Origin of the sequence: Fibrobacter sp., from assembly GCA_024399065.1 — a bacterium.
Classification (GTDB): Bacteria; Fibrobacterota; Fibrobacteria; order Fibrobacterales; family Fibrobacteraceae; genus Fibrobacter.
This window is the reverse complement of record JAKSIB010000003.1, coordinates 85,000-110,300: the sequence shown is the minus strand read 5'-3', so window position 1 is coordinate 110,300 and position 25,301 is coordinate 85,000. Positions and strand designations below refer to the sequence as shown.

General features: G+C 51.0%; 17 protein-coding genes, 1 tRNA gene and 1 pseudogene. 4 read left to right on the top strand and 15 right to left on the bottom strand.

The features are described from left to right. Positions 1–111: 111 nt before the first annotated feature. The 10 genes from MJZ25_02425 to MJZ25_02380 all read right to left on the bottom strand — a co-directional run bounded on the left by MJZ25_02425 (position 112) and on the right by MJZ25_02380 (position 9,108). The gene (locus MJZ25_02425; GenBank protein ID MCQ2123019.1) at positions 112–579 is read right to left on the bottom strand and encodes a TraR/DksA C4-type zinc finger protein; all 468 of its coding nucleotides are present in this window, start codon (positions 577–579) and stop codon (positions 112–114) included. A 78-nt stretch (positions 580–657) separates the two neighbouring features. Continuing rightward, positions 658–1,587 (bottom strand): MlaD family protein, encoded by a 930-nt coding sequence (locus MJZ25_02420; protein ID MCQ2123018.1) that lies wholly within the window; start codon positions 1,585–1,587, stop codon positions 658–660. After that, the gene (gene hprK, locus MJZ25_02415; GenBank protein ID MCQ2123017.1) at positions 1,580–2,611 is read right to left on the bottom strand and encodes an HPr(Ser) kinase/phosphatase; all 1,032 of its coding nucleotides are present in this window, start codon (positions 2,609–2,611) and stop codon (positions 1,580–1,582) included. Before hprK ends, MJZ25_02420 begins: the two co-directional genes overlap by 8 nt. Positions 2,612–2,645: 34 nt before the next feature. After that, entirely contained in the window at positions 2,646–2,963 is a 318-nt protein-coding gene (raiA, locus tag MJZ25_02410; protein MCQ2123016.1) for a ribosome-associated translation inhibitor RaiA, read from the bottom strand. A gap of 583 nt (positions 2,964–3,546) precedes the next feature. Beyond that, positions 3,547–5,190 carry an RNA polymerase factor sigma-54 gene (gene rpoN / locus MJZ25_02405; GenBank protein MCQ2123015.1) on the bottom strand — a complete coding sequence of 548 codons (1,644 nt, stop codon included), beginning with the start codon at positions 5,188–5,190 and terminating at the stop codon, positions 3,547–3,549. A gap of 7 nt (positions 5,191–5,197) precedes the next feature. Then, positions 5,198–5,935: an LPS export ABC transporter ATP-binding protein gene (lptB, locus tag MJZ25_02400; GenBank protein MCQ2123014.1), complete on the bottom strand. Its 738-nt coding sequence runs from the start codon at positions 5,933–5,935 to the stop codon at positions 5,198–5,200. Beyond that, positions 5,932–7,374 carry an LPS export ABC transporter periplasmic protein LptC gene (gene lptC / locus MJZ25_02395; GenBank protein ID MCQ2123013.1) on the bottom strand — a complete coding sequence of 481 codons (1,443 nt, stop codon included), beginning with the start codon at positions 7,372–7,374 and terminating at the stop codon, positions 5,932–5,934. The genes lptB and lptC (MJZ25_02395) overlap by 4 nt, the downstream gene beginning before the upstream one ends. Then, positions 7,374–8,156: an LPS export ABC transporter periplasmic protein LptC gene (gene lptC, locus MJZ25_02390; protein MCQ2123012.1), complete on the bottom strand. Its 783-nt coding sequence runs from the start codon at positions 8,154–8,156 to the stop codon at positions 7,374–7,376. Before lptC (MJZ25_02390) ends, lptC (MJZ25_02395) begins: the two co-directional genes overlap by 1 nt. A gap of 110 nt (positions 8,157–8,266) precedes the next feature. After that, complete coding sequence (locus tag MJZ25_02385) at positions 8,267–8,596, bottom strand: hypothetical protein (GenBank protein MCQ2123011.1); 330 nt, start codon at positions 8,594–8,596, stop codon at positions 8,267–8,269. A gap of 423 nt (positions 8,597–9,019) precedes the next feature. Next, positions 9,020–9,108 (bottom strand) — tRNA-Ser (locus MJZ25_02380). Positions 9,109–9,248: 140 nt separating this feature from the next. Between MJZ25_02380 and MJZ25_02375 the strand changes: the two genes are divergently transcribed. The 3 genes from MJZ25_02375 to MJZ25_02365 are packed head-to-tail and all read left to right on the top strand — an operon-like array spanning position 9,249 to position 14,848. Beyond that, positions 9,249–12,647 carry a transglycosylase domain-containing protein gene (locus MJZ25_02375; GenBank protein MCQ2123010.1) on the top strand — a complete coding sequence of 1,133 codons (3,399 nt, stop codon included), beginning with the start codon at positions 9,249–9,251 and terminating at the stop codon, positions 12,645–12,647. Between the two features lie 37 nt (positions 12,648–12,684). Further along, on the top strand, positions 12,685–14,007 hold the full coding sequence (locus MJZ25_02370) for a hypothetical protein (GenBank protein ID MCQ2123009.1): 1,323 nt from the start codon (positions 12,685–12,687) through the stop codon (positions 14,005–14,007). Between the two features lie 55 nt (positions 14,008–14,062). Then, entirely contained in the window at positions 14,063–14,848 is a 786-nt protein-coding gene (locus MJZ25_02365) for a sulfite exporter TauE/SafE family protein (GenBank protein ID MCQ2123008.1), read from the top strand. Here MJZ25_02365 and MJZ25_02360 read toward each other — a convergent pair. Together MJZ25_02360 and nhaA are read right to left on the bottom strand one after the other, a co-directional pair. After that, on the bottom strand, positions 14,845–15,213 hold the full coding sequence (locus MJZ25_02360) for a GIY-YIG nuclease family protein (protein MCQ2123007.1): 369 nt from the start codon (positions 15,211–15,213) through the stop codon (positions 14,845–14,847). The genes MJZ25_02365 and MJZ25_02360 overlap by 4 nt on opposite strands. Positions 15,214–15,290: 77 nt before the next feature. Continuing rightward, positions 15,291–16,652, bottom strand: coding sequence for a Na+/H+ antiporter NhaA (nhaA, locus tag MJZ25_02355; protein ID MCQ2123006.1), 1,362 nt, complete (start codon positions 16,650–16,652; stop codon positions 15,291–15,293). A 97-nt stretch (positions 16,653–16,749) separates the two neighbouring features. Between nhaA and MJZ25_02350 the strand changes: the two genes are divergently transcribed. Continuing rightward, on the top strand, positions 16,750–18,519 hold the full coding sequence (locus tag MJZ25_02350; protein ID MCQ2123005.1) for a DUF4153 domain-containing protein: 1,770 nt from the start codon (positions 16,750–16,752) through the stop codon (positions 18,517–18,519). A gap of 19 nt (positions 18,520–18,538) precedes the next feature. Here MJZ25_02350 and MJZ25_02345 read toward each other — a convergent pair whose 3' ends face one another. The 3 genes and pseudogenes from MJZ25_02345 to MJZ25_02335 all read right to left on the bottom strand — a co-directional run bounded on the left by MJZ25_02345 (position 18,539) and on the right by MJZ25_02335 (position 25,109). Next, positions 18,539–22,798 carry a hypothetical protein gene (locus MJZ25_02345; GenBank protein MCQ2123004.1) on the bottom strand — a complete coding sequence of 1,420 codons (4,260 nt, stop codon included), beginning with the start codon at positions 22,796–22,798 and terminating at the stop codon, positions 18,539–18,541. Between the two features lie 160 nt (positions 22,799–22,958). Further along, positions 22,959–23,773, bottom strand: a pseudogene (locus MJZ25_02340) (virulence RhuM family protein). Between the two features lie 298 nt (positions 23,774–24,071). Next, complete coding sequence (locus tag MJZ25_02335; GenBank protein ID MCQ2123003.1) at positions 24,072–25,109, bottom strand: PDDEXK nuclease domain-containing protein; 1,038 nt, start codon at positions 25,107–25,109, stop codon at positions 24,072–24,074. Positions 25,110–25,301: the final 192 nt, after the last annotated feature.

Sequence of the window (25,301 nt, the reverse complement as noted above, 5' to 3'; positions counted from 1 at the left end):
TCGCCATGTAATTTGCGGGCCACTCCCGCGCACCAAAAAAAAGACCCCGGATTCGATCCGAGGTCTTTTTCGCTGCACACTCCCGGCAGCTCACCCTAAATTCGGTTCTTGTTACTTCTTAGCGCGTGCCATCAGTTCGCGACGCTGTTCTTCTGCCAACAAACGGGCCATTTCCAAACGGCTATCTTCGCGTTCCTTACGCTTGGTTTCTTCCTTGCAGTTCACGCACTTGGTAGCGGTGGGCACTGCCATCAGGCGGGGCTTGGGAATAAGTTCGCCACAAACCTTGCAAATACCGAAGGTACCCTTCTTGATGCGCTTGAGAGCTTCTTCAAGATAGACAAGGTACTTGCCTTCGCGGGCAGCAAGTTCAAAGTTGGTTTCCAGGGCATTGTAGTCAGTAGCAAGGTCGGCGCTATTGGATTCGCCACCATCGCCAGCCTGCATCTGGCTCTTGAAAGTTTCAGCCTTGTCGGATTCCGTCTGGGCCGTCACCAGCTCACGACGTTTTTCAATAAGCATATCTTCAAAAAACTTGAGGTCAGCGTCGCTCATTTTTACAGGTTTCTTTTCAGCCATGGTAATGCTCCTTGGTTGTGAGTGGCTCTATCATCTACTAATAGAGTGAAACTAATCTTTTTTTTACAAAAGGGTAAATTATTTTCTAAAAAAATCAAAATCGATGTTGACTCGGATGCCCTGCTTCTTGACATCGGCCACCAAATTGCTGGCATCAAGGATTATTTTGTCCACTTCCTTGAGGAACTTGCTATCGTCGGCGAGGATCAATGCCGCCGTATTATCTTGTTTGGAAAGGTCATCGAACAAATTCTGGCTCTGGTTCTTCGCCACACCCAGGCGCTTCAGGAGAGCATCCGCACGGGTAATCAGGTTCTGGGCATCTTCAACCCTCAGCTTACCCTGGTCTACCGCTGCAGTCAAGATGGTCTTTGTCTTCTCCAGGGCGCCATCCAGCTGGTCGAACAACTGGGTAGCCTCCCCAATCCAGGACTTGATATCAGACTTGCCCACTCGAACCAGGCGGTCACCCTTCTTGATGATGCGCTTGATTTGCTGACCCGTGGAACCTTCGGTAACAGAGTCTACAAAAGCGTACAAAGTATCGAGAACTTCGTCCAAATCGTCCAAGGCGGCAAGGAGGCTCTTCACCACGCCGGAAGTACCTTCGTCGTAATGACCCTTCAAGGTATCACCGTCATTGACCATGATCGGACTATCGCCGGTCAGAACGCACATTTCACGTTCGCCCATCAAGCCGGAGTTGATCAGGCGGAATTCGGAGTTCACCGGAATCTTGGTATCGGCAAGGACTCGTGCAGTCACGTAAACCGCATCCTCTGTCAACTCCACCTTGGTGATTTCGCCCTTGGAAATACCGCGGACCTCCACACGGTTGCCCGGGGAAAGGGTACCGATGGCATCGTAGGCCACCACAAAGGAATATCTGCTGTGGTAGGGGCTAGCCGGATGAAGAGTGTACCAGGCCAAAATGCAGGACACCGCGATAATGGTAAACACTATCGAGGGAATCACGTTTTCTTTAACAAGCCTGACGAATCTATTCATAGTAGGACCAGTTCTGTGGATCGAAATCTAGTAAATCATCCACGAATTCGCCCTTGGCCTTGGCCTTAATCTTCTGCATTAGGGCTTCGTTGAAGTCCTCGGCCACGTTCTGGCCATTCATTTTCATCAAGGTATTCATGGCGATGACTTCGGAAATCACCGTCAGGTTCTTACCCGGGGCCACAGGAATCACCACCTTGGGAATCTTGATGCCCATGACGACTTCTTCCTGTTCGTTGAGACCCGTACGGTCGTAACCGCCATCCTGGCGCCACTGCTGCAGTTCCACGATGGTTTCAATCTTCTTCTGCTTGCGGATAGCATGGATACCAAACATGGAGCGGATATCCAGAATGCCAACGCCGCGGATTTCCATGTGATGCTTGATCAGCGGGTCCGGGCGTCCGATAATGGACTTGCCCACGTTGCTGATATGGACCACGTCGTCGGCGACCATACGGTGGCCACTTTCCACAAGGTCCAGCACACATTCGGACTTACCCACATTGCTGTCGCCTACGAACAGCATACCGATGCCGTACACGTCCACAAGGCTTCCGTGGATAATGGCATGGGGAGCGAAAAACTCTTCGAGAATTCGCTGGGCAAGCTTGACAAATTCATAAGTATGGAGCGTGGTGGAGAACAGGGGGATACCCTTCTTCTCGCACATGTCGCGAAGTTCCCTGTGAGGCTGCTGGGCGTGAGTCACCACCCACATGGGGGCCTTGAACACAGACAAGTTCTCGAAAACCTTGGCGCGGCCCTGGGAGCCGATGGATTCCAGGTAGTTCCATTCCGTATGGCCCACAACCTGAATCTGCTGGGAACTATAAACCGATGTGTATCCGGCCATGGCGAGGCCCGGGCGATGAATACCACTTTCGGCAATGGGAGTATCTAAACATTCTTCTGCAGAGTGGTTGGCCATCTGCAGGTCTTTTCCGTAACGACAAAAAAAGTCCCGCACAAGGAAGCGTTCCCTGTGCAGGATCTTAATATCTTTCAATCTTGATTCAGCCATATTCCAAAATTATACAATTTTTGGAGAGACCGAATTAAACAACATCAGATACGGGCTGTGCTCGATGGTCATTCTGCTTGTCGTTTGCCTTCTTGAGCTGGATTTTAACGCGATCAAGAGCAACATCAACAGCCTTGCCCATGTTTTCTTCATCGGCGGAAGCGACAACCTGGGAACCGGTAATGTTCACGGTGATTTCGCAGTGACGCTGATGTTCTACTTCATGGTCCAAAACGACGGAGGCGCTGGTAATGTTCGGATAGAACTTGGCGAGTTTGTCCATTTCTTCCTGGATACGATCCTGAAGACCAGCAGATGCATTAAAATGACGAGCAGAAAACTGAATATCCATTGTTAAACCTCCGTAGAAAAAAGTGAATATCGGCGAGACATTTCGTTGTCTCACGTTTAGAGTATATACATCTTTTTTCCAGGAAAAAACACCCTTGGCTGTTTTTTTGGTAAAAACCATATTCCAAGTTGGAACAAAAATTTTCAAAAAATTAAAAAACGTTTTTTATGCGGGAGGGGCCCCAGCTCAAAGTTGCGAAGGCCGCCCGGGCCCCTCCCTGCACCCTCCCCATCCCTGGCCACCCGCAAGCAGGTCAGAACATTACCACAGGTTAGTATTGCTTTTGCAAACTAGGGGCAGGGGCCCCTTGAGGAGCGGGTTTACTCGTCCCCTTTTGGGGACCAGCCACACTAAGGAACAAGTTCCTAAGTGTGTTGCAGCCCCTCAAACACGAGAAAAAGTCCGTGTTAGCGGACTTTTGTGAGTGGGGATTCCAAAGGTAAATGAACACTTAGGGCTTTAGCCCTTAGTGAGAATTATCCACTATGTGGACGTGTGATAACCCCTTTGCATCTCATAAACGCTGAGGTAAACAGAGCTTCGATTGCCACGCCCTACGGGCTCGCAATGACAGAAAGAAACTTTATTTAATTTGCTTGCGCTGGCTTGCGGTGAGGATGTGAAGGGAGTTCTCGCGGTACTTCGCAACGGTACGGCGGGCAACCTTCATCCCCATTTCTGCAAGTTTGTCTGAAATAGCCTGATCGGAAAGCGGCTTCTTCTTGTCCTCTTCGTCGATCATCTTCTTCATGGCGTCGAGAATTTGTGCGGAACCCACTTCCTCTGCATCGGGAGATGCGCCCTGCTTCACACCTGAGGTGAAGAAACGCTTGAGTTCGTAGACGCCGTAGGGAGTATCCACGTACTTACCGTTGGTCACGCGGTTCACAGTGCTAACGTCACGCTTTACGTCGTCTGCAATGTCCTGCAGAATCATGGGCTTGAGGAACGCCGGACCCTGGGTAAAGAATTCCTTCTGACGCTTGAGAATGGCGCGCATAACAAGCTCCATGGTGGAGTAGCGGTTGTCCAGGGACTTCATGAATTCCACCGCCTTGTTCAGGTGGGTCTTCACGAAATCGCGGGCATCCTTGGATGCGCTCTTGTCGTCGAGAATGGACTTGTAGGTCTGATTGATGCGGAGGCGCTTCTGGGTGGAGGAGCGGGTCACTTCCACATCGAACTTTCCACGCTTTTCCACAATCTTCATGTCGGCGGCAATGGTCTGCACGCGGGCGTTGGAAAGCTGGAAACCCGGATGGGGATTCAGCTTTGCAAAGCTGGCCACAGCCTTCTGTACGTCTTCGGTGGAGGCGCCAAGAGTCTTGCCGATTTTTGCGTAACGCAAGGCGAGCAAGTCCTCGTAGCAGTTTTCAAGAATCTTGATTCCCAGCTCAGGGAACTTGGGGATTGCGTAAGCCTGGATCAGGAAACATTCACGCTGATCGCGGGCACCGATACCGCGGGGGTTGAAGCCCTGCAGCACATGGACCGCTTCGCGCACAGGCACGCTGGTTTCCTCAAGAGGAATCTCGCGGCGGATCATCTTCTCGATTTCGTTGATGTACTCGTCGGAAGATTCGCTGACGGGAGCATGTTCCGCATCGCCGCCCAGCAGGAAACCTTCTTCGCTGACAGAGTCAATCAGGTACTCCACCAGGGCGCGGAAACGCTTTTCGGTACAGCCGCTTTCCTTAAGCTGTTCAAGCAATTCGCGGGTACCGGACCAGAGCATCAGCTGATCACGCAACTGTTCCTGCAGGCTCTTTCCGTTATCCTTGATGGGGCGGTCCCATTCCTCGTCGGCATCCTTCGAGGCGGCGTTCAAATCCTTGAAGGGCGCGTCTTCGTCGGAGGAACCGTCACCGAGGTAACGCTCGTAATTCAAGTCGCCTGCGTTAGGGTCGTCAAGCATGCCGCGGTCCATCAAGGCGCTATCGTCCAGGGAACCGTTGTCAAAGCTATTGTCTGGATCGTAGTCGGAGCCTGCGTCGTTCACAAGTTCTGCACCCGACTCCGGAAGTTCCTCGTCGCGTACTTCGCGTTCTTCTTCAGGAACGCTATCGTCCAGTTCCAGAAGAGGATTGCTTTCCACTTCTTCCTTGATGGCGGTTTCAATTTCCAAAGATGTCTTTTGAAGAATATTGATGGACTGCAGAAGCTGCGGCGACAGCGTCTGCTCCAATCGTTGGCCCTGGGCCAAATTCATTCCTAAATCTAAAGCCATCTAATACCTAATCCAATCTAAAGCTATCACCAAGATAAATTCTACGAGCCTCGGGGTCGTTCGCCAAGTATTCGGAGGAACCTTCGGTCAAGACCTGGCTCTTGTACATAATGTAGGCGCGGTCCGTAATGGACAAAGTCTCGCGCACGTTGTGGTCCGTAATCAGCACGCCCATGCCCTTGTCCTTGAGTCCGGAAATAATGGACTGAATATCTGCCACAGCAATGGGGTCGATACCAGCGAAGGGTTCGTCCAGAAGCAGGAACGACGGGTCACTAGCCAAGGCACGGGCGATTTCCAGGCGGCGGCGTTCACCACCGGAACAGCTCATGGACTTGGTCTTACGAATATGGGTAATCTTGAATTCTTCCAGGAGTTCTTCCAGGCGCTTCTTGCGCTGGGCGCGCTTCATGTCCTGGGTTTCAAGAATGGCCATGATGTTGTCTTCAACGCTAAGCTTGCGGAAGATGGAAGCTTCCTGCGGGAGGTAGCCAACACCCAGGCGGGCGCGCTTGTACATGGGCTTGTCCGTCATCTCGATATCATCCAAGAAGATGTGGCCGGATTCCGGACGGACCATTCCCACGATCATGTAGAAAGACGTTGTCTTGCCGGCACCGTTGGGGCCCAGCAATCCGACGATTTCACCCTGGGAAACGCGGATGGAAACATCGCTCACCACTTGGCGACCGCCGTACACCTTACGGAGCTTTTCTGTACGAATAGTGCTGACTAGGTTTTTCAATGTTTTTCCTCCACAGGGGATTCGTTCTTGTATTCGCGACGACGACCTCTTTTAATAACCGGGACATCGTCCTTCTTAATATCGCTTTTTTCTTTCAATTGTGCCAAAGAATCTTTCTTTGCGGCAGCCTTATTGCGGCTTTCCTTTTCCATGTCCACGTATCGGCCGCTGGCCATGGCGGAGCTTCCCAGCAGTCGAAGAGACTTCACCGCATTCTTCTGGGCATCGAAGGTGATATGGATGGTATCGCCGGTGGCCTCGTTCTTGCCCGAAATGGATCTGTCGTTCTTCACGTAGAAATAAGTACTCTGAGCCTTGCCCGAAACAACAGCATGGTCCATCTTGCCTTTCTTGAAGAACATATCCAGGCGGTCCCCGTCCATCAAGTTGCGGTAATCCTTCAGGTCGGTTTCGTAGAAGGTTCCGTGGGCATTCTGGTTCACATACAAATGTTCAATCTTGTTGTTCTTGAACTGGGCAAACAAGGTATCGCCGGTAGCTTCCGTGACACGGCCGGGGGTACGTCCCTTAGGTTCTTCCTGCTGCACGCCGTGGGCGTTTCGGATCACCAAGGCGGACTTCAGGGAATTGCCCGTGGAATCCAGCACCAGGAAAATGGAATCGCCCGTCAGGTGATATCCCTTCAAGTCGCAGGTCGGATGTCCCTTCATGGAAACCCAGTTGTTCTTACGGTCAAAGTAACCCGTATCGCAGGTCACCACCATGTCCTTCTGAGTCATCTTCACGTGGTTGAAGGCTTCGGCAAAGTCGTCCTTCTTGTTGTAGTTCATCTTGTCCGCAAAGATGGTCACATCCTTCTGGGTCAGGGTCACGTGGTCATAAGCCTCGGCAATATCGCTTTGCCTGGTATACTTCATGTGGTCGGCAGAAATGGTCACATCCTGCTGCATGATGACCACCTTTTCATGAGCCTGGGCAACACCATCCTTCTTATTGTACACGATGTGCTCTGCCACCACGGAAAGGGTGTCCTCAGTTCCGTCCTTCTTCTTCTCGAACTGCCACAGGTGCGGATCCTTGGGCATGTCCAGAATTTCATCCTTACGGTTGTACACGAGGTGTTCGCCTTTCAGCAAATAGGTGTGGGCGGAGTCGCCGGCATTCACCTTGCCTGTAGCAATGGCGATGTTGTCCTTCTTCTGGTAGATACCCTTGTCAGCGTTCACATAACCATTGGGATGAGTAAACTTGAAACCGCCGTCGCACTGGACCACTTCGTTGTCCTTGTTCCATACGGCGCGCTGGGTGCGGAACTGAACGCTATCGTGAACAAAGTGTACGCGACCATGCAGAATCAAGGTACCGCGTTTGCGGGCCACGGCGAGGCTATCCGCATGTTTCATGATCAGCGGAGACGTCTGGGAAAATGCGATTACCGGAAGCAACAGCACCAGCAGGAAAATCAGGGAACGGCGCATTAGCGGTTCCTCCTTGCAGGCGTATTGGGGCGCGGCGCAGGTTTCTGCGGAGCCGGTTTCTGCGGAGCGGACTGGCCAGGCGCAGGCTTCATGGGAGCGGGCTTTGCCGGAACGCCCGGCGATCCCTTGATCGGCGCGTTGGAGGGGCGGGCATGGGGATGGGCGGCATCGTTTGCATCTCTGCTTTCGATGGCGTCGGCTTCCTTCTTGTCCTCTTCCTTCAGGCGCTTTGCAGCATCCTGGAAAATACCGGTGACGTTGGCAAGAATTCTCCAGTTGTCCATGTGGGCGTCGCTGACAAATCCCTTGCCTTGCAGCACGTCGCCATCTTCACTGACTACACGCACATAGCTTTCGGTACGGACAAGGTTATCCTTCTTGTTCCAGAGCAAGGAGTCGGAGCGCACCGAGGCACCCTTGGGCGTAAGGGCATACACGTGACCGTAGGCATACACATAGGAGAAACTCATGTCCAGTCGGCCAGAGTCGGCACGAAGAAACGCAGTTCGCTCCCCCACGGAATCATAAATATCCACAAGCACCGGGCGGACAAAAACAACGTCCTTGTTTCCCCAGCGTTCCAAATAGGCAGTCTTCAACTTCCAGGCAAGCACACCCCTGTCGTAGCTGTCCATGAGGGTGGTGTCAGTAAAGAGCATGTCCGGGCGTTCCACCTGGATCCAGGGTTTTTCTTCCTCAATTTCCTCACAGGCGGTAAAGGCGCAGGCACAAGCAAGGGCGAACGCAACAAACACCAACGTCGAGCAAACGTTGCGGATCATTGTCAAAGCCTCTGTTTTTCTATGCAAAAAGCGTGCCACAATCATAATTTACAAATAAAAAAGCCCCCTAAAGGGGGCGTTTTACACCGAAAAGTGGCTAAAAAGCGCTATTACGGTTCGAGTTTGCGGATCTGGCCAGCCTGCTTGTCGCAGACATTCTTGAGGTTGTTGATTTCAGCTTCCTTCTTGGCAACTTCGCCCTTGAGCTCTTCGCACTGAGAGGCGTAGGTCTGTTCGGACTCGATGCGGGAATTCAGTTCCTTGCGGAGGCTGTCCACGGAACTGCGGAGGTTTTCCACTGCTTCTTCAGCTTCCTTGACTGCAGGATTGGTTTCGCCATCGGCTGCATCACCGCAGGAACAAACCTTGAATTTTTTAACAGCGACAATGGCTGCGGCGGCACCAAGGGCCACACCAGCGATAAAATTCAATGCCTTCATAAGCACTCCTTGTTTTTACCCCAAATAATATCGCAAAAATAATAGGGAAAGTCAAGAAAAATATAGTTTCAGGAGATAATTTTCAAAAAACCGCCTTTTTTACGGGAATAAAAGGCAAAATCAGGGCGTTTTTCCCGTAAAATGTTACGTTGTCCGTAGCAATTCGCCATGATTTGTATAAAAAAATGGGTAGAAATAGGGTTCGGAGGCACAAAATCGTCCAAAACCAGGGAATTTTTCCGCAAATTTGCGATCTTCCCGTTAGGTTATGTGCAAAATTACGGGAAAAAGGGCGCTTTTGGAAGCATTTTTCCCGTAAATTGAGACATTTCAGCATATTTATCGGTCTACAGTACCGCATCTGTTTTTTTTGGGGGCTCGAAGAGCAAAAAACCCCAGATCTTTCGATCTGGGGCTTTTCAGCGGGAAGAGCGAGATTCGAACTCGCGATAGGATTTAGTCCTATACGTCCTTAGCAGGGACGCGCCTTCGGCCAGCTCGGCCATCTTCCCATCTTGGGGACACAGATTTTAGAAAAAAAGCAGTGGTTTTTCAAGGGGAGCGCCCCATAATTCATTAAAAACACCCCAAAACCCCCAATTTTTTTACATGCCAAAACCCCAAAAAACAAAAATTCTACATTTAAAATGGTATGAAGCGTCTACTTTCCAAACTTTTCAAGATTGTGGCAGCATTCGCCCTCGTCGGCATTATTTGCTGCATCCCGGTATACATTTTGGTGTTCAAGGTCCTTCCCGAAAAGGATCCCGACAACCAGTTCAACCGCAAGACCATTCTCCAGGTTCTCTCTGGCGAAACACGCGTCTACTATAATGATGGCGAAGAACTGCTTGGCGCATTCTTCGATGCAAACCACCGCGTGTACGTGCCCTATGGCGACATCCCGAAGAACATCGTGAACGCCTTGATCGCCGCCGAAGACGCCGGCTACTGGCACCACAACGGTTTCAGCGTGTATGGCTTCACCCGCGCCATGGTTTCCAACATCAAGGCGGGCCACATGCGTCAGGGCGGTTCCACTCTGACCCAGCAGACCGTAAAGAACATCTTCGGACGTGAAGAACGCTCCATCAAGGAAAAGGGCAAGGAACTCATCAACTCCCTGCGCATGGAAAAGCACTTCAGCAAGGAAGACATTCTTGAATTCTATCTGAACCAGTTCCACGTCTCCGGTACCGGCAAGGGCGTGGCCATTGCAGCACAGTATTTCTTCAACAAGGAACTGAAGGACCTGACCCTCGCCGAATGCGCATTCATCGCAGGCTCCGTGAAGGGCCCCTTCAACTACGACCCCTTCATCCAGCGCAGCACCGAACGCCGCGAACGCGCCATCGCCCGCGGCCAGGAACGCTTGAGATACGTGCTGGGCCGAATGGTGGAGGAAGAATACATCTCCAAGGACGAAATGGACGAAGCTCTTTCCGAACCGTTGGCATTCAACCACGGAAACTTCCGCTTCACCATGAGCACCATCCTGGAACGCATCGAAGAAAAGTTAGATAACGACTACTTCACCGCAGAATTTGAAAAGGAAGGAATCGAAGACTGGCGCAAGGCTCAGCTCACCATTACCACCACCCTGGATGCTAAATCCCAGAACGCAGCAAAGCGCGCTTTGCAGACAAACATCAGTAATCTGCAGATGCAGCTGGGCGGTTTCGTTTTGCCCAAGTCCCAGTTTGCAAGCAAGGCCCAGAGCGCTCGCAAGGGCGATTACCTCTACGGCGCAGTAGACAGCGTTTATGTTGATTCCCTGGGCCGCCTCAAGGCACTTACCTTAAGCTTCGGACAGCTGAAGGGCATGGTCTCCGAAGAAGCCGTGAAGGACTTCGCCAAGAAGGCAAGTTCCGACCCCAAGAAGCCTATCGATGTAAGCAAGCTTCTGGGTAGCCAGCTGAAGAAAGGCGCCATCCTTTTGGTGAGCGTCGCCAGCGAAGAACTGGTGAACGGTTTCGCTCCCTGCCAGATTGAAACGGAACCTGTTTTGCAGGGCGGCTTGTTCGCCATCCAGAACGGAAATGTTCTTGCAACCCAGGGCGGTTTCCACAACACAGGTTTCGACCGTAGTTTCAAGGCACTACGTCAGCTGGGTTCCAGTTGGAAGCCGCTGCTTTACGCTCTCGCACTTCAGCATCATTGGAACTACCTTGACCCGCTGGAAAACAACTTCAACGTATTCCAGTTCGTGAACCAGTTCTACTTCCCGCGCCCGGACCACAAGAACAAGGGCGACGTGGTGAGCATCGCCTGGGCAACCACCCGTTCCGAAAACATCGCAAGTATCTGGCTCCTTGAACATTTGCTGGACAAGCTGAACAGCGACGAGTTCGCCGAAGTGGCCGCACAGAACGGCTACGCCCGTGAAGCAGAAGAAGAATACAAGGCCTACTTCGCAAGACTCCGCGACAAGTTCGGCCTGACCTTGAAGGATGAAACCAAGAAGGAAATCGAATTCACCAAGGCCAAGGAAGCATTGGTTGAAATCTTGAAGAACGAAGGCCGCGAAGGCGCCGCCCGCGCCTTGCTGAACATGCGCTACGGCACCTACAACGACATCGCCGTAAAGCAGGCCAAGAAGGATGCGCAGACAATCCAGTTCATCAAGCACAACTACAAGAACTACTCCGACATTTTGCGCCTTCGCGAGGCAAGCGAACTTGATCCGGACTTGGCCGCAACATTGCCGCCCACCGAAAGCTTCAAGCTTTTCGAAGACTTCACCTTGGCAGACCTGAAGCGTTTGAGCCACATGATCGAACCGGTGGACGCCTCTACCGACTACCTGGACGCAGACCACATCCGCTACTGGCCCGACTTCAAGCGTTCCCTCTCCATGGCGGAATACGCACGCTTCGCCAAGGAAATCGGTATCCACCAGAAGTTGCAGAAAGTGTTCAGTATGCCTCTCGGCGTAAACGAAATTACCTTGGCTGAAATCTCCACCGCCTACCAGACTCTTCTTACCGGTAAGGTATTCAAGTGCAAAGATGGCGACTGGACCGATCCCTGCTTCATCAAGGAAATCAGAAACCGCGACGGCAAGGTGATCTTCAAGAACAAGGTCGAAGAAAAGGTTGTATTGGACGACACCGTTACCACCCAGATGGCCGTGATGCTCCACTCCGTATTCACCAACGGTACCGCTCGCAGCCAGTTCAGCAACATGACCGTTTCCTCCCCGGATAAAGGAACCAAGCTCCGCTACCCCACCTTGGGTAAGACCGGTACCACCAACGATTACCGCAACGTGGCATTCCTCGGTGCATTGCCGACTTACGTAAGTGAAAAGAACGGACTTGCATTGGATTCCGTGGTGGCCATCGGTAGCTACGTGGGCTTCGACGACAACAAGCCTTTGAAATCCGGACGCACCCGTATCGCAGGCGCCAGCGGTGGCCTTCCCCAGTGGGCTGCCTTTGCCAAGGAAGAAATTGAAATCCTCGGCACTCCCAACAAGCTGGACTTCCTGGACATTTCCATGATTGCGGCCGGCGAAGTTCCCCTGAATTTCCGTAACGAACGCGGCCAGCTTATCGTTGACCCCATGACGGGTCTTGCACTCGCCGGCGCAGACGCTTCTCAAGGACGCCCGCTGCCCTGGCTGGATGTGCCCGGCTTTACTCCGCCCCAAGTTCAGGAACGCGCTGCAGAATCTGCTGCAGAAAGCGGTATCATGATCAGCTTGCCCATGCCTAGCGCAGAACAGCCCGCAGCTCAGCCTGCAACCGCTGAAGGTACTGCACAGCCCGCAACTTCTGAAGGTTCCGCACCGGCAGCAACCGCAGAAGCCGCAGCACAGGCACAGCCCACTGACGCAGCACAGTCTGCAACTCCGGCTGCCGCACAACCTGTTGTTCAGCCAGCCGCAGCACCCTCTGCAGAAACCGCAGCACCGGCAACAGTTCCTGCCGCAACTGCAGCACCTGCAAGCAACACTCCGAAGGCAATGCCTAAGGACGACGACTGGGATCTGCCTTCTGAATTCAACAGCCAGAACGCATTCGTTCCTATCGAAGCTGATATGGAATAAACTCGGCCACGCGCAAGCACGAAAAGGATTTTAAGAAATGAACAAGAAGTTTGTTAAGATTTTGACTGCCGCTTCCGCAGCATCCATGTTGGGCGCTTGCGCCGTTCAGCAACCTTGCCCCGTTGTGGAAACCGCACCTGCCGTCCCCGCAACAACTGAAGCCCAGGCACAAGCAACAGCGCCCGCAACAAACGCTAGCAACACTGCAAGTGGTCCGGTAGCACAGACCGAAGCCATCGTGGCACAAGCTACCGTTGCACAGTCATCTTCTTCTCAAGCATCTGTTCAGAGCAGTTCTTCTGAAATCATTGCAAGCTCTTCCGACAATGCAAGCGCAAAAACAACTATTTCGGCAGCAAGTTCCTCCAGCGCAGCACAGCCGGCAGTTCAGCAAACCGTTCCACAACAGAAAAGCCAGCAGCCTGAGGAACAGCCCAGCCTGATCGCAGACCCTGTAGATCCCTACACAGCCATTCCAAGTATCGTAGACGAGGTGTTTGATTTCGCAAATACCTTGTTCCAAGCCAACGCCGTAGATGAAGCCGTAGCCTACTTGCAGAAGTTCCGCATCATGAAGCCTTTGTGGAACGAATGGCAGAATCGCGCCGATTCCTTGTTGAACGTTTTCGGACAGACCAATGCGGAACGCGCCAAGCAGTACGAGCCCATGGTCCTTGAAATCAGGAACATGAACCGCGTAAACGCTGCCTACAGCCTTGTGGCCGCCGCTGCCGACAGCCTCATCGCTCTGGCCCCGGGTGACTCCCTCACCAACTTCGCAAACGAACAAAAGCGGATTGCCTACAAGAACACCCTTGCAAAGGGCCTCAAGGAAAAGACCCAGATTCTTGAACTGGCCGAGGCAAAGGCCCGCTTCGAAGAAGCCATGAAGCAGGCAACCGAATTCCAGATGCGCTACCGCGACTTCGAAAACGAACTTCAGATCGAAAAGATGATCGCCTACATCCAGAGACTTCAGAATTCCATCAATTCCGAAGACCAGAAGTACTGGGAAAAGAACGACCCGGAAAAGGCTCTCGCCGAAGTGGACGGTCTCATAGAAAAGAAGTCCTACGAAAAGGCCAAGGTTCTTGTAGAACGTCTGAAGGCAAGCAAACTCCGTCAGCAGGCCGCAGAAAAGTACCAGAAGTTGGCCGACGCAGTTTGCACTGACAAGCGCAAGACCGCATCTCAGCTGTACTCCCAGGCCACCAAGCAGAAGAAGCCCGAAAAGAAGAAGGAACTTCTGTTGAAGGCGATTGGCGCCCTGAACAACTGCAGCGACGAATATCCGGAATACGAAAAAATCAAGACCGTTACCGACAACATCATCTTCTTGAAGAAGGAACTGGACCGCTAATGCCGCGACGCGACCTCACGATGCGACGCGACCTTTCACTCGCGGAGGTTCTCTAGTGGATGCCGCCACACTTGGAAGCTGGTGGGAATACGGTCAGTACCCCGCATTCTTTCTGCTAGGCGCCATCGTCAGCCTCATCAACAGCATCGCTGGAGGCGGCAGCACCCTGAGTCTCCCCATCATGATCTTTTTGGGGATGCCGCCCACCGTCGCCAACGGCACCAACCGAATCGGCCTGATTATCGGAAACCTCAGTAGCGTCCATAACCTGGCGAAGCACGGCTACCTGAACGTCAAACTCTTCAAGCAACTGTTCTGGCCCTCCATCGTGGGCACATTCATCGGACTTGGATTTTTGATGAACGCCAACGACAAAGTTTTCCAGGCAATCATTGCAGTCGCCATCTGCCTTGTGGTCATCATGGGGCGCCTCCGCAAGGACATTTTGGGAAAGCCGCCCGCCAACCCGCCTGAAAAACTGACCCTGGGCGGCGCCATCGGATTCGCCCTCGTTTCTGTCTACGGGTGCATTGTGCAGGTAGGCGTGGGCTTTGTGCAGATCTTCAGCCTTACACGCTACACAGGCCTGGATCCCATTCACGTAAACGCACTCAAGAACTGCCTTACCACTGTGTTCCTGGTGATCAGTACCATCGCTCTCGGAATTGCAGGAAAGATTGTCTGGCCCATCGCCATCGTGATGTCCGCCGGCGCCTGGTGCGGCGGCTACTTCGGCAGCGCCCTCCAGCGCAAAAAAGGCAACAAGTTCATCGAGAACTTTATCAGCGTGTGCAGTATCGCCATGGCGATTTATCTGATCGTGGACCTGATTGCCCACTAATCCTTAGCGTCACCCTGGAGCGAAGCGATAGGGTCCACTTTTTTCTTGCGAGGCTTTTTCAAGGTTTTGTCCAAACCGGCCAGCAATTTTTCCAGAAGTTCGGCGGCGGCACCCTGCGCAACACCATCCGCGGCACCACCCAATCCACTAGCTAATAGTTCCTTCTGCGGGCGGCTCAATTTCTTTATACGAGCCTCCAAACGCAAGGCCTGCCCCTTAGTCTCCAGTTCGAATTGGCGGAGCACACATTCCGGCGGAAAGGCCTTGGTAAATCGCGCCCCCTTGCCCGACACATGCTGCTTAAAACGGGCCTCCACATCCACGGCGTAGCCCGTGTAGATGCGGTTTCCGGCGCAACGTAACATGTAGACAAAATGAGGCACGAGGTTCGAGGCTCCAGGCGCGAGGTACAAAAAAAGCGGGCCGAGGCCCGCGTTTCTTTTTAGTGGTGAGCTTCCTCAGGTTCATCCTTCGAAGGCTTGGAAACCAAGCTCATGTAGATGGTACCGAGGATTGCGGCGCTAAAGCTTCCCAGCAAAATACCGAGCTTTGCGGAGTCCTGACGGTCACCCACGTCGAAGGCCAGGCTAGCCACGAACAGAGCCATGGTAAAGCCGATACCGGCCAGCATGCCACCGCCCCAGAGGATCTTCCAGCTGTAGCTGGGCTTCTTGGAAATGCCGAGCTTCACGGAGAGCAAGCTGAAGAGGAAAATACCGATAGGCTTACCGAAGACAAGAGCGAGAGCCACAGCACCCATCACCGGAACTTCCACACCGCCAAGCTTGATTTCCACACCTGCGTTGGAAAGGGCGAACAGCGGCATAATGAAGAAGTTGATCCAGGGGGTCAGAGGCTTGAAGAGGCGTTCCTGCATGGAAATACTTTCGCTGGAAGCCTTGGTCAGCATGGAGAATACGCGGTACTTTTCGTGTTCGTCCTTGGATTCGCCAGAAAGAACATGGTCTGCGCCAGCCACAAAGTTACGGATCTTGCCGCTGGTAACCACAGGCTTTGCAGGAACAGAAAGGCCAAGAAGCACGCCGGCAATAGTCGGGTGTACACCAGACTTCACAAAGAAGGCCCAGACAGCCACACCGATAATTCCGTGGAGGAACAAGTTACGGACGCCGATATGGAACAGCACGTTGATCAGCACCAGAAGGCCGATACCTGCGCCCAGGGCTGCAAAGTTCAAGCCGTCGCCACTGGGATAGCCGATAGCAATCACGAGAATTGCGCCAATATCGTCGGCAATGGCGAGAGTAAGGATCATAACGCGGAGAGCGTGGGGCACCTTCTTGCCCAGGATAGCCATACAGCCCACAACGAAGGCAATATCAGTAGCAGTGGGGATACCCCAACCGCGGGCGGCGTCGGTACCGGTAAGGCCGTTCACAGCCAAGTAGATCAAAGCCGGGAAAAGCATACCGCCAGCAGCGGCAATAATGGGGAGGCTGGCTGCCTTCGGGTCGCGAAGCTCGCCGTAGGTCATTTCGCCCTTCACTTCAAGACCGATGTTGAAGAAGAAGATGGTCATGAGGGCATCGTTAATGAGCCAGTGCAAATCGCCTGCGCCAACCCAGCCCGCAATGGACAACGAGAAGGGCAAGTGCCAAACATGGTGATAGGATTCCGGGGAGAGGTTTGCCCAGAGCAGGGCTGCAATCGTCATGATGATGAGAACGATACCACCGGTGGTTTCCACCTGCATGAGACGTTCGATAGGGGTAAGGATCTTGCGGACCGGGGTTTCCGGGAACAAATCTTCAACGCGATCGCTGCTAGTTACCTTTGCGGACATATTTACCTATAGTTGGAGGTTCTTCAGCCTTTCATATTACAAAATAATCTATTTATGAAAAAAAGTAATCCAAATCACGAAAAGATTAGGTAAAAACATGGACCTTACCAAAATCAAGCAGCTTCCCACAAAAGTTTCCGGTGTTTTCAAGCGTTTTCCCGTGGCCATGGCCCTCATCAGCCTGGCAACCCTGTACTACATCGGCCTGGCGCGCATCGGTTTCGTGCATTATGAAAGCTGGATCAGCCACCACGCCACATTCTCCCTGTGGATGGGCTTTTACCCGATCCTGGGCGCAATCCTCTCCGTAGGCGTCAAGCTCCGCGACGAAACCCGCGACTCTCTTGGCGGCACCCGGACCCGCGTCAAATCCATCCTCCTGAATGTCATCCCGCAAATCATTCTGGCGGCTGTGACGGCATACGTCTTCAAGGATTTCGGCAGATCCTACTCCGAAGAAGAAATCCTTATCGGCCGCACGGTGGTCCTGGTGGTCACCACCATCGCCCTCATGTTCCTCATTCCCAGCTTCAGGCAAAAGAACGATATCCCCCTGTGGAGCCACCTGGGCAGCGCCATCAAATCCTTCTTTGCATCCGCACTCATCGCAATTTTGTTCTACGGAATCCTCAGCGCCCTCATGCTGAGCCTAGGCCTGCTTTTCGGTTCCAACATCTACAAAAACGAAATCTACATCGACGCAGCCATCTTCTGCGCCTCCTTCATCTTCCCAACCCTCTTCTTGGCAAGTCTCCCCCGGATGACCTCCACCGACGAGCAGCCCACCCAGAGCAAGTTCGTCTACGGCACCATCCACTACCTGTTCATCCCCGCAGTCATTTTCTTTGTCTTTGTCATCTACGCCCTTTCCATCAAGTACTCCATCATGGCAGGCCAAATTATAGCAGCCCTTTCCGCTTCGGCCCTCTGCTCCATTGCCTCCATCATCATCATCTGCACCCTGATCTACCCCTCCCGTTTCCAGGAAAACAAGCTGGACAGCATCGTGATGAAATACCTGCCCTGGACGGCACTCCCCCTCCTCCTGGTTTCCTGCACCCGCATCGCGATCCTCTTCGGCAGACACATCCAGTTTTTCGACACCGAACTCCTCGCCCTCTACATTCTCCATTTCTGGATGCTGGGAGCCCTCATTATCTTGATCGTAAAAAAGATCCAGAAGAAAATCTGGTGGACCATGGTCAGCCTCTGCGCCACAGCCATTGTAGCCACCATGTTCGGCATCAACATCTTCAACCTTAAAACCTTCGTGAACCCCAGGTACAACGATGAATGCGAAATGTGCGAATACAAGGAGTACCTGGAAGAACAGGCCCTGGCCGGCGACGTCAGCGATTGCGACATCAATGACTGCACCGAGGCATCCGTAGATTCCGTAGTTGCCATCCCCGACACCATCACAGAAATCGAAATCCGCTGGGACCACGAAACCAGGAACATCCCCACGGAATTCCCGGCAGGCAAGAACAAGATTGTCTTTGTGGATTACCGCTACATTCAGGATTCCCTATTCATCCTGAAGAACGACACCATTCATATAACCCTGGATCTGACTGAAGAGGACAACGGTTGTGCAAGCTGCGGCAACGCCGAAGAAAACTGCGCCGACAGCACCCAGGCCCGCGAGCAAAAAGACGTCCGCGAAGAATTTGCGATTCCCTTAGCAAGCCTCGTGGACTCCGCAAACAGTGATAACGCAGGCACCTCCAGAACCGCCGTGGTGAACCACCCCGTGGTCTACGACAACGGCAATGCAACCCTCGTCATCAAGAAGGGAACATTCAACCATTCCACCGCCAGTGAATACGGAAGCGCCACCATCTCCGGCGCATTGTTCCTGAAGTAAGACTGTCCTTGAAACAAAATCAGTTATTTCTGCGATTAACGCCGGTTCTTACGATTCGGGTTTCCTTGTGGCCGTCGGTAAAGCGGAAGCGGATTTTCCAGATGTACACACCGGAGCCAACAAGTACGCCGTCATCCGTGCGAAGGTCCCAGGGAATCCTGTCGTCCATGGCGGAACTTTTATACTTGAAGAACGTTACCACATTGCCGATGTTATCGAAGATGGTCACGTTCGCCGTGTAGCCGAGCCTTGCCTTGGTCCTGACAGCGGAACCTGTTTGCAACGTAGCGACGGCGGGGTCTGCAGCAATTTCGTACAGGTAGGCATCACCATCGTCGCCACTGATTTTCACGCCTCCAATCATCGGGTTCAATCTCAGGCAGCCGCCCACCTTTACAATCCTTTCACGAGAAAGCACCAGCTTCCATTCCCTTCCAGACTTGTCCACACTGGGCTTGCCATCAAGGCGCAGTACTTCCGAATTCTTGTCGGAACACTTTTCAGACAAGGCGAAAAGATTCTTCCAATCCAAGGAATCCAGCGGCAACTTCAATGGTTCCGACAAGGACACATACAACGTATCCTGAGGTTTCTTGATGCCACCCTCCATGTAGGATTCCGCATCCATAACGCCCGGGTGCTTTATCGCAGCCACAGGAACGGCACCTACGGAATCGCGCAGCGGAACCTTCTGCTTTGTAGAAGAAGACAGTCTCGAAATGCGCACATAGGCCTGCGAGTTCTTCGATCCCGACATGGCCTCTGTCATGCCATAATCAAACGGTTCATCCAAAGCGGCTTCGATCCAACGGTCACCTACAGCGTTTTCGCTGCCATGGCGCACGACACGCCAACTGTCCCTGGATCCGTTCCAGAAAACAGAATCAATGAAAATGTTTTCGCGGCTGATGGACTTCGCAAAATGTACGCGGACAAAGTCGGCGCGGCCATCCTGATCCTTGTCATAAATCTCTGCAAAGTCCGCCGGTATATAGCTGACGGAAACAACCAGCGAATCCCTTTCATCCATAGCCAAGCTATCGTTACCGAACTGGGCACGAATCACAACGCGGTTACGATCCTGGTCAAGATCCATGACGCAGTCCAGGGCATCGTCACGGGCGCTGGAAGAATCCACCACAAAGTTAAAGGAACCCTGAGCCACGAATTCAGAAGTATAGGCACCGGTTTCCACAGCATCCACCCACAGGGAATCCCCGCGATCCGTAAACAACAGAACCTTTACCGTATCGACTTCGTAAAGGGACGGGCTCACCGCCGTAAAGGAAAGAGTAAAATCGGCATCGTAACCATCCAGAGAATCTGCCGCCGATTCATTCGTGAACGCATAAGATGTTTCAACTTCATCCTTGAAACCGCGGGACCACACCACAGACTTTTCGTAGAGCGGGTCCACGTACTCCACCACGATTTCGTCTTCGGCCGCACAGGATAGAACACCATCACCAGAGACAGGCTTATGTTCATCCTTCACCAAAGTCTCCGTTTTCGTCAAGAGCAGCTGTTCCGCATCCCCCGAATTAAGGCAACGAACGGAAACTACCTTGTCACCGGCTTCTGCGTATTCACTTGCAGTCAGGTCCAACTGCAATTTTTCCGTGGTGCGCAAAATGGGCTTGTCCTTTCCATCGGCATTGATGACCGTAAGCACCGCAGGTTCATACCTGGATTCTACAGTAAATCCACCCAAGGGATATCCCGTCATGCCAAGCGAATGCAATTCCAGATTCACTCGCCACTGACCACCATCAGCCCCCTTGCCCAGCAAGCCTTCCAAGTGGTCGGAACGCATTTTCGCAGAATCGTTCACCACGACAAATTCACCTGTCAGTTTGAATTCCGAAGTATAGGCCCCAGTTTCGATAGCCTTCATCCAAAGGGAATCCCCCTGGTCCGTATAGGCAAGCACCATCAACGTATCCACTTCGTACAGAGATTCGCTATAACCGTGTATCAGAATTTCAAACTTTGTGCCGTCGCTGTAAGTGAGAATCGAAGCACCATTAGGCAGGCCGCCATCATGTTCAACGATAACAGGGTCAACATAGGCATCTTTATCTGCAAAGTATACGGTATCGCTGGCAACAGTCTCGTAAATCGGATCCTTGAAATCTGCAACAATGGAATCCTCGCTGAAACATTCCAGAATTCCATTGTCCATTTTGGCAAAGCCTTCGCGTTTGGGGAAACCCACAACCTGGTACAATCCGTCTTGCACATGGGACACCGTAGCCGTTTCATGATCGCGAGAATTTAGGCAAGTCAACAAAACCGGTATTTCCACAATAGGCCTAATGGAATCATCGGAAAAATTCTGGGTATTGACCTGGATCAGCAGGGAATCCGTAGCACGAGTAATATCGCCAACTTCCCGAGCATCATAAAGCTTTACGGTATCTTTTGCATCAGGCTCACGCCAAAGAGGCTCTGTCCAATCCATCAAATGAAAATATCCGGTAACCGGATCTTTCATATAATCACCTTCTTGACGAACATTTATCCTGTAATTACCTCCGTTCATTACGCCATCATCAGCAACCATACAAGCCTTTTCCGTTAATCTTTTGAAAAAACGGGCCCTGTCGAAGGCCTCTGTAGCCAGCGAAAAAAATCTCCCATACAATGATCCGCTATTAAAACTTTCAATATCAAATAATGTATACGTTCCATCCGTATCATCAGCCAAGGATTTCAACGCATCGGCACTTCCCAATTTTTTAGCCACAACACTTATAGAAACATCCATGGCCTTCGCCCTACTTACAACGTCATTTCTAGACGAAAATTTCAAGTCAGCATTTCCAGACGTAAACACAATCATGGATTTGCGTCCAGGAACATCCATCAATTGTTTCAGACCTAAGTCAACACCCATGCCCAAGTCACTGGACGTTCCAACAGTCATCAATCTATAGGTCATATTATAAAGAGCCATCTTGTCGGAGGTCAAGGACTGATGCAACACGGCCGAGCCATCGCCCCTATAACCAACTATGGCAACCTTATCCCCATCAAGCATGCCATTGATAAAGGTATTGATCAAGTTGATGGATCGAAAACCGACCCATCCATCATCGCCCTCATCAACAACAAGGACCGTGCTCACAGCATCTTCCGGATTATTTTCCACATAAAAATACGGCAGCAAATCGGAGGACTCCCTAGAATAAACATCAAGTTTAAAAGCCTCGTAAACCGCCCATGGCATGTATCCCCCTTGATTATAACTCAAATCAAATTTCACACAAACAGTATCTTCACTTGCAGGTTCAACAACCACATTTGTTATTGCATATCGATCTTTATTACTAGAAAAACCAAACTTACCACTCAATCCACAAGAACCTTGAAAATATATTACAGGAGAAAAAATAAAATATATACTTGGTGGAGAAATACTGCAGGCGTCGCCCTGCGAAAGCGACCATTCAGGATAATTATAATAAGGCGACGTAAAGGATTCTATTGGCAAAGGAACACCTTTGGGAACATCCAAGACTGGATACGTCTTCCATTGAAGCGTATCCCCATTAAATAAAAGTACTAAACCTGGGTTGTAATAACTAAAGCTATCTCTTATTGTTATCGTAGTCGTTTCCGTTTGCACCAATCGGATTGTCACGTATTGATAAACATTGGCCTTCACGCCGGATACAGACCAGTAATGCAGACCATCTCCCTGGAAGCAGCGTTTCCTAAGATTTTCCGGCAGATGATATTCCACAAAGGATTTGCTGTTGTTCACATCCAGATATTGATCGTCCGCACCAAAATCCGATAGATACAAGGAGTTGACGGAAGACATGCCGAACTCAAGGCAGTACCACCCTTCGCTAGGCGTATTGGTGGAAAAACGGATTACATTTGAACCGTCTGCGGACTCATCAGCAAGCGCAATCAGGGATTGATCAGGACGGAGATTGTATTCAACGGCATTTTCGGCAGAAACCGGGGTAACGTAAGGAATCAACGAGAAATTCGCCGTTACAGTACAATTGCCATTGACAATCACTGTTGTGGAGGCAGAATAATCGTTTGAGATTTTGCAGTTGCCAGGATTTTTGGAAACCGTCCAGCTATCAAAATTATAGCCGAAACCCGCCTCAGCCGTAACATTCGCCGCATCGCCTGCAGACACCACCTTCGATGTTTCTTCTACAGTTCCGCCCGACGAAGCTTCAATCGTCAACGTTGCGGCATGCGCACTTACGCACAATATCAAAACAGCGATAACCGCCGCAATCCAATCCCTTTTCATCTCGTCTCCTCAAGACCTTTCCGGAAAGCAATATAGAAATTTGATTAGGTTAGCATTTATTCCTTTGTTCAAAGATTTCCTTTTGCATTTTATTTAGAGACGGATTTACAGGCAGTTTTTCTGACAACGGTAAGTAAAAAAGACCCACCGTGGTCCGCTCTTATCGCAGTCTTTTATTCGTTTTTTTCACGAGTTTGTCAAAGTCAGATTCAATCTTTTGCGTCTTGTTGAAAACATCATATTCAGCAAAGGCCTTGTGTTCCGCCTGCTCGTGAGAAATTTTTCCCTCACCTTCGAGAACCTGGTACTTGCGGAACTCCAGGAATTCATTAACGGCACCGGCAAACTGTTGCATGGTAAACGGGATTTCTCTTTCAATCAGGTCTTCCACATAGTCAAAGAAGCCGCTCACAAGACGCTCCAGCCTTCTGATTTCCTTTTCGGTCAGATAGTTCTTGGCTATAGCGACATCGCTTTTCAACACGCGACCATCAGGTGAGTTTTTCCATGTCAAGAGCCCCATGAGTTCCTTGGATGCATCGGCGTTAGCAGCTCGGAATCCTTATTGTAGTCAAAGCTGCATTCAGCAAAAATATCAGTAATCTGCTGCCAAATCCTACGTTCGCTTGCTCGGATCGAACGCACTCGTTCCAGCAATTCACGGAAATAGTCTGCGCCAAAAGCGTTTTCACCCTGCTTCAGGCGTTCATCATCCAGCACAAAGCCCTTGCGGATGTATTCCTTGAGAACACCCGTCGCCCAAATACGGAACTGCGTTGCCCGGGCGGAACTGATGCGATAACCTACAGAAATGATGGCATCGAGATTGTAGAATTTGGTATTATAGTTTTTCCCATCCGCGGCAGTTGTTTCCAAAATGGAAATAACTGAATTTTCCTGAAGTTCACCTTCGTCAAAGATGTTTTTCAAATGCTTTGAAATTGCCGGAACATTAACATTGAACAGTTCCCCCATGGCCTTTTGCGTAAGCCAAATAGTTTCATCCTTCACCAAGGCGTTCACCTTGACATCTTCGTCAGGGGTGCTGTACATAAGGAACTGCAACTGTTTTTGAATACTATTAGCCATCATTTCTCCTTTCCGTAGACAAGCGTATAACCACGGATGTTTACTGCACAAATATACACCAATAATTATAAGATGTCAAGAAGCTGCGCAAATAAAAAAGACCCACCGTGGTCCGCTCTTATTGCCAAGATCGCGTGGTGGGTACGATTGCCGGGAATCTACTCTCCATCAAAAAACTAAGGTCTTAATGCGTTAAATGTTTAACTTCTTTGAAAGACTTGATTTCGTCAGCCAGAACTTTCTGCAGTTCTTCCTTGGGCAACAGTAATTGATAATCAGCAACTCCAATAGGCTTGCCAACACCATCAAGCGAAAGTTCAACTTCAACATTATCTTTTGTTGCACAAAGAATAATACCGACCGAACGATTTTCGCCCTCCCCGCGCTCCAAACGGTCAAGCAACGAAAGATAATAGTTCATCTTGCCTACATATTCCGGCTTAAATTCACCCACTTTCAAATCAATTGCCACCAAACATCTCAGTTGCCTATGGAAGAAAAGCATATCTACCCTGCTTGCTTTCCCGTTGAATTCCAGCTCATGCTGATTTCCAATAAAGGCAAAGCCCTTTCCAAGTTCCAAAAGGAACTGTCTAACCTTTTCAACAAGTTTTCGTTCCAGTTCCAACTCCATTACCGGCTCTGTAATTCCAAGGAAACCCAAGTTATAAGTGCTGCGAAATGCTTCGTTCGCAAATTCCGCCTGACCTTCGGGCAACGTGTCCTTGAAGTTGTTTTGAGGGCGGTTAAGAGCAGCACGTTCATACATTTGCATTTTCACGGCGTTTATCAGCAAATCACGCGTCCATCCCTTGGCAACGCACTCATTTGCATAGAAAAGGATTTGATTGTCGTCAAAATTTTGGCTTAAAAGAAAAAGATTTTGCCCCCATGTCAAAAGTGCTACGCTCCGTAGCACTTTTTCAGCGGAGTTACAATATCGTACATAATATTTTTTCATGTTCCAGAGTTGTCTTGGAGACACCCCCATATCCGGAAAATGTACCTTTAAATCTACAGAAAGGCGGCGAACAACGGAATTTCCATGCTTACTATCGAGCTTGCGCTCATGTAGCATTTTCCCAATTTCCCAGTAAGCAGCATTTTCACCAACATTTAGTTGACGTGCAACATTTACACGAGCCTGTTTAATTACTGCAACAGCCTGTTGCAGAATTTCACCATATTCAGATTCTACCTGCAAAACAATCTTTTTTGTCATAATATTCTCCGTACGTTTAAACCACCATTTCCCCACGCCGGGAAAATGGTCGATAGCATTCTTTTTGATTATAAAGATGTTCCCTACATTGCGTAGAGATTGGAGGTTCTAGCCACATTGTTGGCGAGGGTCTTCCTCGGCGTTACCTGGCGCGATGCACATTTCGGCGATCTCACGCTCTTGAGCAGGCTG